We start from the raw sequence: 11,905 nt of genomic DNA, 5'->3' as shown, positions 1-11,905 counted from the left end.
GACGGCACCTATACCTACACGCCTGCAGCTGGTTATACCGGTCCTGACAGCTTTACGGTTAATATTAGTGATGGCAACGGCGGTACCACTGCCATAACCGTGAATGTTGCAGTAGGCATGGCCAACAACCCGGCCATCACCCTGGTAAAAACAGGCGTGGTGCGTGCAGACAGTATCAGCATTACCTACACCTTCACGATTACCAACACCGGTAATGTTACCCTGCATAATGTAACCGTAACAGACCTGATGCTTGGATTGAATAAAACATATACCGGCAACTTTCTGCCCGGCGCTGTGATCACAGAAACGGCCGTTTACACACTTACCCAGGCCGACCGTGATAAAGGCAGCGTTTCCAACTCGGCCTCCGTGAGCGCCCAAACACCGGTAAATACCACTATTACCGACGTTTCCGGTACTGGTGACGGCAATGATGCACCCACTGTAACAACCGTATCGCACTCGCCGGTAGCGGTAAACGATGATGCATCTACCAGGGTAAACACCCCGGTGACCATACCCATACTGGATAACGATGATGCCGGTCATGCTGCATTTGATAAAGGTTCCGTAGTTATTATCACCCAGCCGCTGCACGGTCATGTAATAGTGCACACGGAAGACGGTTCCGTAACCTATACCCCTGAAGTGAGCTACCGCGGTGAGGACAGCTTCACTTACCAGGTGCAGGATGTGGACGGGTACATCACCAACGTGGCTACTGTAAAACTGGGTATGTCGTTCTCTGATCTTAAAGTGCCCACGTTGTTCACGCCTAACGGCGATGGTAAAAACGATGCTTTTGAAATACGTGGCCTGAACCAGTACGTAGAAAATGAGCTGGTGATCATTAACCGCTGGGGGAACGAAGTATACCGCCAGAAAGGTTACCAGAACAACTGGTATGGCAATGGCCTGAACGAAGGCACCTACTATTACCTGTTGCGTGTTAAGAAAACCAGTGGCTCGGGATGGGAAGTGCTGAAAGGTTATACTACCCTGATCCGCTCATTCAAACATTAATATTCTTATAAACAGCTGATATGAAAAAAGGTATCATATTCACCGGTTTGCTGCTGCTGCTAGGAAAGCTCACTTTTGCCCAGCAGGATGCACAGTACAGCCAGTATATGTTTAACGGGATATATATTAACCCTGCCTATGCCGGCTATAAAGAAGTGTTGAACGTGCATGCTTTTTACAGGGCCCAGTGGACCGGTATTGAAGGAGCGCCCCGCAGCTTTTCTGTGGCGGTAGATGCGATTGCCAATGAAGGGAACGTGGGGCTGGCTTTACAGCTCTCCAGTGATAAGCTGGGCGCGCAAAGCACACAGGGCGCGTATGCCAGCTATGCATACCGCATACGCCTGAATGCAAATGGCAGCTCGCGCCTGGCCTTTGGCCTTAGCGGCGGATTGGTGCAGCTGGGCATTAATGGCGCGCTGCTAAGCTCCAATGATCCCGAGCTGGATATGCCCGCCGGCACCCAAAGCACGCTGGTGCCGGATGCGCGTGCAGGCGTGTTCTTTTCAAATGACCGCCTTTATGCAGGTTTTTCAGTTGACAACCTGATAGCGCCCCACATGAATAAATCGCATTACATCTATATACCGCAGCCCAAGCCGCACTACTATCTTACCGCGGGTATGCTGCTGCCTGTAAGTGAAGCCATCCAGTTTAAACCTTCTTTCTTATTGAGGGATGACAGGGGCGGCCCTACCAGTATTGACCTGAATGCTTTTTTACTGTTTAAGGATAAGATATGGGTAGGCGGTTCTTACCGTACGGGTTTAAAATTGTATGATAAAGATTATCTGCAGAAAGTGCTGATGAAGCGTAACGCCGCGGTTGCGGCCATTGAAATATTCCCTGTTAATAATCTCCGTGTGGGGTATGCCTATGATTTCTCTGTAGGGCCGCTGGAAAGCTATAGCCATGGCTCCCATGAAATATCAATAGGCTATTCATTTTCAAAACCGGATGTGCGTATGGCTACGCCACGCGTATTTTAAATGATTGCATGAAACCGTTTTTTCAAATGAGGACATACCTCACCGGGCTATTGCTGCTGCTGGCCGCAGGGGCACAGGCCCAGTACATATTAAAGGAAGCCGACCACCAGTACGCGCTTTATAATTATAGCAAGGCTATCACCTTGTATGAGCAGGCATACAGTAAAAAGCCTACGCTGCATGCCGCGGAACGGCTGGCCAGCTGCTACCGCCTTACCAACAACTACAACCAGGCGCAGAAATGGTATGCCGTTACCACCGGCATGGAGGGCAGCAGGCCGGAAAACCTGCTGTACTATGCGCGCACATTGCAGAACAATGGCCGGTATACAGAAGCAAAAGAACAGTTCCGCAAATATATTGATACCGATACCGCCGGCATGCTTACGGATAATCAAAAGCATAGCTGGCTGGCCTCCTGCGACTCCGCTGCTAAATGGATGAATACCAGCAGCATTATTACCGTGGAAAATATGGAGGACCTGAATACGCCGTATGCCGATTGGGCGGCAGTGCCTTACCAGGGCGGCGTGGTGTTTACCTCGGACCGGATGGCCGCCCGGCCGCAAAAGGAGGATAAACCGTTTCTGCGTTTTGATGCTGCCAACCGTCCCGATAAAGACGTATATGGCTGGACAGGCAGCCAATACCTGCGCCTGTACTATAAAAACGGGGAGGATAGTGTGACCGCTTTCCCGTTTAATGCCGGCACCCAATACCATGTAGGCGCTGCTTCCTTTACGGAAGATGAAAGGCAGGTGTTCTTTACGCTCACCGAAATACCACGCAGCGCAATAAAGGGCGGCGGCGCAGTAAAAACAATTAACGTAGAAATATACAGCAGCCGGAAAGATGGCCGGGGACAATGGATGCCGCCCGTGCCTTTTATGTATAATAACGTAAACGCCTATTCTGTGGGCGATCCTTTTATTACCCCTACCGGCGATACGTTGTACTTTGTTTCCAATATGCCGGGAGGCAGCGGCGGTACAGATCTTTACCGCTGTTTACGCACGGGGAACGGCTGGACCAAACCACAGAACCTTACCTGGTTAAACACCCCCGGAAATGAACGCTGCCCTGTTATAGACCGCAAAGGGCACCTGTTCTTTTCCAGCGATGGCCGCATTGGCCTGGGTGGTTTGGATATTTACCGCGGGCCGATTACCGGTGTGGGCGCCATTGTTAACATGCAGGCGCCGGTGAACTCTCCCCAGGACGACTTTTCCTTTACGCTGGATGGATTTGGCAACATGCTGTACATGTCGTCAAACCGGCCGGGCGGAAAAGGAGGGGACGATATTTACCGCGTGTACCCCAAGCTGCCGCCTGTAATGCCTGCGGGTACGCCGGAAGATGAACCCGATACAACGCTTACACAGCTGGTGCATACTCCGGGAACAATAGTGCCGGTTAATGAACAACCGGCAGATACTGCGAAAGCAATAGAACCTGCAGGCAAACAACCGGCGGGGCCGCCTAAGCTGCCGGCGCTGCAGCCTGCTGTTCTGCTGTCCTTTGCCGTAGAAGGCACTGTGTATAGTAAAGAAACCAAAAAACCGCTGGAAAATGCGGAAGTAACCTTGTTTACAGCAAAGAGCGACATTGCAACCGTGCAAACCAATGAAGCCGGCCATTACCGCTTTGACCTTGATACCGCTACCGTTTATATGCTGCACGGCCAAAAGGAAAACTATATGTGGGACGAGAGAAAAGCCAGCACCAAAGGGTTAACATCATCCGCCACCCTTCACCAGGATCTGTACCTGCCCATACTGCCGGTAACACCGCGGCTGCAGGTGCTGAACGTGTACTTTGATTTTGATAAGGCCAACCTGAGGCCGGAAGGGGCCGATGAGCTGAATAACCTCATAAAGCTGCTGCAGGACCATCCCCGCATGAAAATTGAGCTGCGTACGCATACAGACAGCCGTGGTGATGATGCCTACAACATGAAGCTGTCGCAGAAGCGCTCAGAGGCTGTTGTAAATTACCTGATCAGCAAAGGCATTGATAAGCATAGGCTGGTGGCTAAAGGATATGGCGAAACCAGGCTGCTGAACGACTGTAAAAACGGGGTTGAATGCAGTGAGGAAGAACACCAGGTAAACCGGAGAACAGAGTTCAAAATACTTAAAGACTGATAGTAGCACCGTTTTTTGTTCAGACCTGTCAGGCAGCAAAGTCCCGCAGGCCTTTTTTCCATTCGTGTTTACGAATTACAAAAGCTCCCTCCGGGGAGCTTTTTATATTTCAGCGTAAGCGGTAGGTAACGGTGGCCAATTACGAATTGGAATGCAGCGGAAGGAGAGCCGGCAGGCAATGGTTATTGCTTTTCAGCGCTGCGCGGTAGCTGCCCGGCGTAAGCTGTTCCTGTTTCCGGAACTGCCTTATAAAATAAGGTATATTGTTAAACCCGCTCTGGTACGCTGTTTCAGCAATGCTCATCCCCGGATCATGCAGCAGCTGTTTGGCCAGGTTTATACGTTCCCTTACAATATAATCGGCAGGGGAAAGTCCCAGGTAGCTTTTAAATGCCTTAAAGAAATTGGTGCGGCTCATGCATGCTATGCGGCTTAGCTGCGCTATGCTGATCTTTTCTGAAAGATGTTGTTTAATAAACTGCAGCACCTGTGCAAAACGGCCAAAGCTGGCAATGTATGCATTTCCCTGCTGTGTTTGGGAAAGATGCTGCTGCTGTGCAATTAATACCAGCAGCTCTTTAAGGGAAAGATCAACCCGCAGCTCATGCATGGGCGTATGCTCCTGGCTCAGGCGCACGATCTTATTGATAGTGGCGGTTATTTCGGGGTTGTACAGGAAAAAGCAGCTGTCCATAGGTAAGGCCCAGTGGTGGCTGCTTTCGGGTGTGTGGTACTGTGCGTCCAGCTGGTCCAGGTGTTTTTGCACAAAGCTTTCCTCCATAATCAGCGCTGTGCACTGGGTAGGCGAGCAAACACCGGCATCAGGATAATCAACCAGCATAGGCCGCTGCGCAGGTACTACCAGCGACTCGCCGGGCAGGTAAACAAAAGGAGCGGCGCGCTCCATGCGGATTACCTTTTTACCCCGCATCATGCACATGATCGTAAGGTGGTTAAACTGCAGCGGTACGGCTGCGGCCTGCCGGGTAGTTTCAAAAAGATGCAGCTCGCAATGCGCATAGCTGTACACGCGGCGTTGCGCTGCGGCAGGCGGCATATGGGGAATAGGCTGCACCATGCTTCAATTTAGAACTTTTCAGGCACTCCCGGCCCATATTTGTACGATAGTGTTATCGAAAATGTATTAAAGTGTTATGTAAAGGAAAAGGAATACAGGAAGTTTGGATAGAAAGTTCCGCGTTTTCTTCACCTTTAAAATTATCTGAATTTATGAACAACAACCGGGGTGTCGTGTACATCAAACCTGGCGTAGTGGAAGTACAGTCTATTGATTTTCCAAAGCTGGCGCTGGGTAACCGCAAATGTGAGCATGGTGTTATCCTGCAGATCGTTTCCACCAATATCTGCGGCAGCGATCAACACATGGTCAGGGGCCGCACTACTGCGCCGGCAGGCCTGGTGCTGGGGCATGAGATCACCGGGCTGGTAATAGAGGCCGGCCGCGATGTGGAGTTTATTAAACCCGGCGACCTGGTATCTGTGCCATTTAACATTGCCTGCGGGCGTTGCCGCAATTGTAAGGCCGGGCAAACCGGTATTTGCCTGAACGTAAACCCCGCACGCCCCGGCGCTGCATATGGTTATGTGGATATGGGCGGCTGGGTAGGCGGCCAGGCCGAATATGTAATGGTGCCGTATGCCGACTTTAACCTGCTGAAGTTCCCGGATAAAGACCAGGCGATGGCTAAGATCCGCGACCTTACCCTGCTGTCTGATATTTTTCCTACAGGCTACCACGGCGCTGTTACCGCAGGCGTAGGCCCGGGTTCCACGGTATATGTTGCCGGCGCCGGCCCGGTAGGCCTGGCGTGTGCCGCCTCCTGCCATTTGCTGGGCGCTGCCGTGGTAATAGTAGGCGATATGATACCCGAGCGTTTGAACCAGGCAAAAAGCTTTGGCTGTGAAACCGTAGACCTGCGCAGCGATACGCCTTTGCCGGACCAGATTGCCGCTATCCTCGGCGTGCCGGAGGTAGATGCTGCAGTGGATTGTGTAGGCTTTGAGGCAAAAGGCCACGGGCATCATTGCTGTGCAGAGCATCCTGCCACGGTATTAAATGCTGCGATGCAAATTACGCGCGCTGGCGGCGCTATTGGTATTCCGGGATTGTATGTAACAGACGATCCGGGCGCAAAGGAAGATGCCGCCAGAACAGGCAACCTGAGCCTGCGGCTGGGGCTGGGCTGGGCCAAGTCGCTTTCTTTTACTACCGGCCAGTGCCCGGTGATGAAGTATCACCGGCAATTAATGAATGCGATTTTGTATGATAAGATAAAAATTGCCAAAGCCGTGAATGTGGAAGTAATAACGTTGGACGATGCGCCCCGCGGCTACAATGATTTTGATAAAGGCGCTGCCAAAAAATTCGTGCTGGACCCCAACGGCCTGGTAGGCGCCAACTGACCCTCACCGGGCCGGCCGGTTGCCTGTTCTTAATACAAACGGCCGGGCGCCTGCGGGCAGGCCTGCATTCAATAATCCCATCAGGCGCGTAAGATGCCTTGTTTGCACGGTGGTAGAGTGGTGGGAGTTACCCATGATAGTGTCTGTACGGTTGGCCATTACAGCGGCGTCGCTGGTAAGGTCCGGTACAGGCTGTGCGGTGCCCGTCATGCCTTCCATGCTGGAAAGCGACCGGTCCTGCGCGCTCATGCCAGGGAAAGCGGCCGCTATTTCTGCATTGCTGCCCGGCAGCTGGTATTCGTCCGATGCGCCGATGATATGCCCGAACTCATGGGCTACCGTGCCGTTGCCTACATTCAGGAACCAGCAGGTTTGCTCTGAACGGCCGGGCACCAGTGTTGCATTGCAGCGTAAGGTGTTGTTGGTCATTACACGAATGGTTACAGCATCAGGATCGGGCTCTGAAAGGAACAAAGGCACAAATACTACATTATAGGTTTGCGTGCCGTTGCTGATATGGAAATGCCCGTTCCATACATTGGTGATGGCATCCATCCAGCGGGTATAAACAGCGGCATTGGCGCCCATGAAGTAAAAAGGTCCGCAGCCCGGTGCTGTTGTGGCAGGGCAGGCTGCTGTATCATTCCCGTCTACAAACCGCATACGCACAATAATCCGCCATTCTGTGCCTGAAATATAGCTGTTGGCGGAAATCTGCCCGGTAAAGTGCTGCAATGCATAGTTGCCGCCGCCTGCCGGCCGCTCGTAATGCGCTTCTTCATAGCTGCCGGTATGCCGCTGGCTGATGTTGGCGTCATCGCGGTGGTCGATCAGGCGCAGCAGCTCAGGCTGCAGCGGGTGGCTGCTGAACGCTGTTACCACTACCTCACGCAGCATGTTAAAGTACATATCGCGGTCATAGGTGGCGGGGTGCAGCAGTACAACAATGCTCAGCACATCAGCCAGCAGGCGCGCATTGTGGCTGGCTACTGCCAGCGACAGGCGCAGGTGCGGCTCCGGCAGGTGGTTGTTAAACTGCACAATGGTGTACACTGCCCATAAGCTGCTGCCGCGGAAGTAGCGGCGTATGGTGCCCCAGAAAACAGTATCGTGCACCAGCAGGTCCGCCTCTTCTGCGGTAAGTCCGTGCAGGCGGTTAATAAAGCTGGTGCCATCGGCGTGGGCCCCGGTTAACGGTTCCAGCACGCGCTCGCGCACTACCCGTGTTCTTTCGAGCCTTGCCTGGTTTTCCTGGCTTACAATGTCTTCGATCATCCGCATAAACGCATCGTGCGGTGTGGTGGGCGGGCGCGGTGGCGGTACTTCCTGCCGCTGAATAAAAGGCTGGCGCTGTGTAAATGCGGGCATCGGCTTCCGCTGCGCTTTTTCTTCGGCTTCGCAATGCGCGCATTTACGCTGTATAAAAGCCGGTTGGGGCATACGCATTACGCGGCCTGCCATATCATCTGCCTCCTGCTCCAGCGGATCATCTGCCGCGCCAACATTAAGCCGGCACTGTATGGGCAGCGGCCGTGCTTCCAGCGGCTCGGGCGCTGTTTCTGGCGCCGCCGTGGGAGCTGCGGCCGGTGTTGCCTGCGCAGGTGATAATATGGAGGCATGTGTTGACATATCATGTAATTATTACGGACAGGCATTGCGCATGGCGGGGCACGGATCGTCCTGGTTGGGCGGGCATAGGCTGCTGCCGCCTGCCGCAATTTCCAATATGGTGCCCCACGGATCTGCAATCAGCTTGTTCCTGAAACAATTAAAGGCGTCGCCGGTATGCAGGTCAAAGTGCATACGGGTGGTAATGCACGGCACTGTAAGCGCATCCAGCCCTGCGCGGATGTCGGCCCCGGGTGCAAAGGCATTCCTGATGAGCGCTTTTATATTGGCGGGCAGCGATGGCAGGTCACTTGCACGCCATGCATACGCGGGGTTGGTAGTGGAGCTGGTATCTTCCGAAGGGAATAATGCCGGCGCCCTGAAATTGGCCGGGTCGGCCAGCTGCCGTCCACGGGTGAAATCGCCCGATGCGCCGGCGCTGTAAGCCTGCCTGCCTTCCTGGAAGCTAAGTGTAATAGCCTCCCTGAGCATTTGCTGCGTTTGTTGCTGTGCAGTGGTGGCGGCAGCGCCCGCGGAGGGGAACAGGAAGCCATCGCCCACGGCCCGCCAGTGGAAAGGCGATCCCGCGGTGGAACCTGCAGGCCCCCGGCTGCTCACTACATCCAGTCCTGCATTATCTGCATCATGCAATACTTTTGAAATAAGATCGCCAATGGAGAAAGATGTTAAGGTGGTGCCGCCCATGCTGCGCACTACCGGCGCTATCTCGTCGGTTAGCCCATCCACTGTCATAATATAGCCGATGTTATCCCTTTCATTGATATGGCTGGCCATATAACAGGCAATCATCCGTATCATGTTGTTTACGAAATTGGGGTACATGCCGTTCCAATGCCGCTGTATTTCGCCGCGCCGCGTGCGCACATGCCCCGCGGAAAATGCATCGGTTAAAAAGTGCTGGGCAAATCCTTCCCGCGCCTCCCAGGTCCAGCGCCTTACCACCAGCGGGTTCAAACCTTCGGCAAAAGCATCTATCATGGCGTTGGCATGTATGGCTATGTAACGTTCACGGTTACTGTTGCCTGGTGAGCTGCCGGTGGAGAAGTGTGTTTCATTGCGCGCAGCCAGGCGGTTATAGCGCTCTTCCACCGCATCAATGGCGGCCTGCGATACCCTGGGCCGGGTGCGGGTAGGGTTTACCTTCCACAATACATAGTCTATCTGCTCGCGCCCATACGTACCCCAGCTTTCCGCCAGCTGGGCTATTTCCTCAATACTTTCAAAATAGTCGCCGGCCATGGCAATCATTTCACCAAAAGAAACGCGCCCGTATGAGGTAATAAGCGCCTGGTCGCTTACGGCGCTGTCGCCTATACGGCGGTGCTCATCCGATCCAAACCTGCGGATGGTGGCAGCGCCCTGCTGCTGTATGGTATGCGTAAGCTCATGCGCCAGCAGGTGACGGCCGGTATCGGTTTCCGGCGAGAATTTGCCATCGTTGAAATAAATATCGTTGCCTACCGTAAAGGCCTGCGCCTGCAGCGTGGTGGACAACTCCGATGCATAGGAGCCGGTATGAATGCGCACACCGGAGAAATCGGCCCCAAAGCGGCTTTCCATAAAGCTTTGGGTAGCGGCAGGCAGTGCTTGCCCGCTGCCTTGCGTGGCTCTTACCTGGTTGGTAACGGCCTGGCTGGCGGGTGTATTGCCGCTGCCGGCTGCTTTCTTCTGGATAAAAGAGGCCAGTGGTTTGCGCCGCGCTTTTTCTTCGGCTTCGCAATGCGCGCATTTACGCTGTATAAAAGCCGGTTGGGGCATACGCATTACTCGGCCGGCCATATCATCCGCCTCCTGCTCCAGCGGATCATCTACCGCGCCAACAGTGAGTGAGCGCTGGATAGGCAGCCATTGCAGCGGTTCCATGTCATATGCCGGCTGCGGTTCGCTCACCATGGCTGTAACAGGTGTTGCAGCTGCAGGGGCACTGGGATTTGGGGTTGACTGACGGATGTGTGCAGACATTGTTTTATCGTTCTTCTGTTACCAGCTTCCACTGCGCATGTTGTATAATATGTTGTGTGCCTCTCATGGACTGCGTCCATTTGCCGGCGGCATTTTTGCCGCTGTCCTGCGAGCGGTCAACCACATACAGGTCGCCGGTTACTTCCACTGTTTTATTATACACACTATCGGGCCAGCTGGACAGCTCATGAATGTAATAGCTGCCTTCTTCTGTTTTTACAACGGCGCCTGCCTTTGCATTTAATGCAGTACCGGTTACCTTAATCGGGTTATCCTGGTTCATTTGCTGTTTGTTTTTGGATGGAATGCATGAATAGATCACAAGCAGTGCAACGTATAATCTATACATAAGTTAAAGTGTTTTAACCACTACGCAAAAGATCTGCTTATCAAAGTCCAGCAGCGGTTTTGAGTAGTAGTCCAGTGAGCTTTCATATGCGCGCATATCGCCCATATGCGGCAGTGGCCCGGGATCATGCGCATGATTGGCGTGCCACCACATTCCTGAATCTACATCATAATAACCGAAATCAAAATTAATATAGTCTGATCCGAAGGCGTCGTCCGGCCGCCAGGCATCGCCGCTGGCAAGGCGGCTGTCATAATCCGTCATATCTATTTTACCGATGGGATCGGGCGCATAAGGCTTGCCGCCTGACCAGAAGCGCATGGAGAAGATAACGGCTTTCTTTTTCTTGCTGTCGCCGGCTGCTTTAATAGCTTCATTTTTAGCGCGGGCAAATTTGAGCGATTGTTCAAACGTCTGGAAACAGTTGTCCAGGTTATCCAGCGGGTCTTTGCCGGTGTTAACGCTGCTGATGCCTACGCAGCCCCTTTCCAGCTCTGTTTTTTCGGGAGCGGTAATGGGCCGGCCTTTTTCTGCTTCCCACCGTTTCACATAATCATCCAGGGAAATTTCCTTGTGCTTCATGCCGGTGGGGTCATGCGGTATGATCAGGTCCGGTAAAAATATCTTTTGTCCAACGGAAATTTTGTTGATGTTCTTAATATCCGGGTTGTTCTTCTGAATGGTGGCGGCGGTGGTGCCAAAGCGGGTTGCAATGGAGTTGAGCGTATCGCCGGGAGCTACGGTGTATATGCCTACCAGCGGATCGAACTGGCCGGCTGCTGATTTGGAGGTGCCGGGATCTTTTATAGGCGCGCGTTGCAGCATGGCGCCGCTGCCCTGCTGCAGCACATGTGTAAGCTCGTGCGCCAGCAGGTGTTTGCCTTCGGTTGTTTCCGGCGCATATTTACCGCTGTTAAAGTAAATATCCGAGCCCACGGTAAACGCCTGCGCATTCAATGTGTCCGAAAGCTGCGCCGCATCATTCCCCTGGTGTATTCTTACACCTGAAAAATCAGCGCCAAAGCGGTTTTCCATAAACCCAAGGGTAGAGGAGGTCATTTTTTCGCCGCTGCCTCTTGAGCTGTTGATCTGCTCAGAAACAGCATCGCCGGCAGGGGCGCCGCCTTCCGCTTCCTTCTTCTGTATAAAAGAGGCGAGTGGTTTGCGCTGCACATCTTCTTCTGCCGCACAGGCAGCGCATTTTCTTTGCGCGGTTTGCGGGTCGGCAGCCTGCGTTACCTTATTGGCCAGCGCATCTGCTTCGGCCTCCAGGGGCGAATTTTCGTCACCTACTGTTAACGGCGTATGTGCAGCGGCTGCGGGTACTGCCGCTGCCTTGCCTTCATTAAAACCGGGCTTGCTGGTGAACATAATTTTGTATT

9 protein-coding genes are annotated in these 11,905 nt (G+C 53.3%); 4 read left to right on the top strand and 5 right to left on the bottom strand.

Features of this window, described 5'->3' with window-relative positions; translation table 11 throughout:
- The 3 genes from VFS25_RS11380 to VFS25_RS11370 form a co-directional block, all read left to right on the top strand.
- Positions 1 to 1,026: gliding motility-associated C-terminal domain-containing protein (locus tag VFS25_RS11380; protein ID WP_326462265.1), on the top strand; the 1,026-nt coding region annotated here is incomplete at its 5' end.
- Positions 1,027 to 1,046: 20 nt separating this feature from the next.
- Positions 1,047 to 2,015 (top strand): type IX secretion system membrane protein PorP/SprF, encoded by a 969-nt coding sequence (locus VFS25_RS11375; protein WP_326462264.1) that lies wholly within the window; start codon positions 1,047 to 1,049, stop codon positions 2,013 to 2,015.
- Positions 2,016 to 2,041: 26 nt separating this feature from the next.
- Positions 2,042 to 4,159, top strand: coding sequence for an OmpA family protein (locus tag VFS25_RS11370; RefSeq protein WP_326462263.1), 2,118 nt, complete (start codon positions 2,042 to 2,044; stop codon positions 4,157 to 4,159).
- Positions 4,160 to 4,298: 139 nt separating this feature from the next.
- Here VFS25_RS11370 and VFS25_RS11365 read toward each other — a convergent pair whose 3' ends face one another.
- Positions 4,299 to 5,237, bottom strand: coding sequence for an AraC family transcriptional regulator (locus VFS25_RS11365; RefSeq protein ID WP_326462262.1), 939 nt, complete (start codon positions 5,235 to 5,237; stop codon positions 4,299 to 4,301).
- 152 nt (positions 5,238 to 5,389) lie between these two features.
- Between VFS25_RS11365 and fdhA the strand changes: the two genes are divergently transcribed.
- The gene (gene fdhA, locus VFS25_RS11360; protein ID WP_326462261.1) at positions 5,390 to 6,583 is read left to right on the top strand and encodes a formaldehyde dehydrogenase, glutathione-independent; all 1,194 of its coding nucleotides are present in this window, start codon (positions 5,390 to 5,392) and stop codon (positions 6,581 to 6,583) included.
- Positions 6,584 to 6,586: 3 nt separating this feature from the next.
- Here fdhA and VFS25_RS11355 read toward each other — a convergent pair whose 3' ends face one another.
- From VFS25_RS11355 to VFS25_RS11340, 4 genes are all read right to left on the bottom strand, one after another.
- A complete protein-coding gene (locus VFS25_RS11355) occupies positions 6,587 to 8,212 on the bottom strand; it encodes a hypothetical protein (RefSeq protein WP_326462260.1) in 1,626 nt (541 codons plus the stop codon).
- 12 nt (positions 8,213 to 8,224) lie between these two features.
- The gene (locus VFS25_RS11350) at positions 8,225 to 10,174 is read right to left on the bottom strand and encodes an eCIS core domain-containing protein (RefSeq protein ID WP_326462259.1); all 1,950 of its coding nucleotides are present in this window, start codon (positions 10,172 to 10,174) and stop codon (positions 8,225 to 8,227) included.
- Positions 10,175 to 10,178: 4 nt separating this feature from the next.
- Positions 10,179 to 10,523, bottom strand: a complete 345-nt coding sequence (locus tag VFS25_RS11345) for a hypothetical protein (protein WP_326462258.1) — start codon at positions 10,521 to 10,523, stop codon at positions 10,179 to 10,181.
- 3 nt (positions 10,524 to 10,526) lie between these two features.
- On the bottom strand, positions 10,527 to 11,905 hold a 1,379-nt coding region (locus tag VFS25_RS11340), incomplete at its 5' end, for an eCIS core domain-containing protein (protein WP_326462257.1).

This window comes from Chitinophaga sp., from assembly GCF_035761305.1.
In the GTDB taxonomy this organism is placed as follows: domain Bacteria; phylum Bacteroidota; class Bacteroidia; order Chitinophagales; family Chitinophagaceae; genus Chitinophaga.
The sequence above is the reverse complement of the archived record's forward strand: the minus strand, read 5'-3'. Positions and strand labels throughout refer to the sequence as shown.

Bases quoted from the DNA above. Each gene is read 5' to 3' on its own strand.
- VFS25_RS11375 (WP_326462264.1), top strand. From the start codon at position 1,047: ATGAAAAAAGGTATCATATTCACCGGTTTGCTGCTGCTGCTAGGAAAG.
- VFS25_RS11355 (WP_326462260.1), bottom strand. From the start codon at position 8,212: ATGTCAACACATGCCTCCATATTATCACCTGCGCAGGCAACACCGGCC.
- VFS25_RS11365 (WP_326462262.1), bottom strand. From the start codon at position 5,237: ATGGTGCAGCCTATTCCCCATATGCCGCCTGCCGCAGCGCAACGCCGC.
- VFS25_RS11345 (WP_326462258.1), bottom strand. From the start codon at position 10,523: ATGTATAGATTATACGTTGCACTGCTTGTGATCTATTCATGCATTCCA.
- fdhA (WP_326462261.1), top strand. From the start codon at position 5,390: ATGAACAACAACCGGGGTGTCGTGTACATCAAACCTGGCGTAGTGGAA.
- VFS25_RS11350 (WP_326462259.1), bottom strand. From the start codon at position 10,174: ATGTCTGCACACATCCGTCAGTCAACCCCAAATCCCAGTGCCCCTGCA.
- VFS25_RS11370 (WP_326462263.1), top strand. From the start codon at position 2,042: ATGAGGACATACCTCACCGGGCTATTGCTGCTGCTGGCCGCAGGGGCA.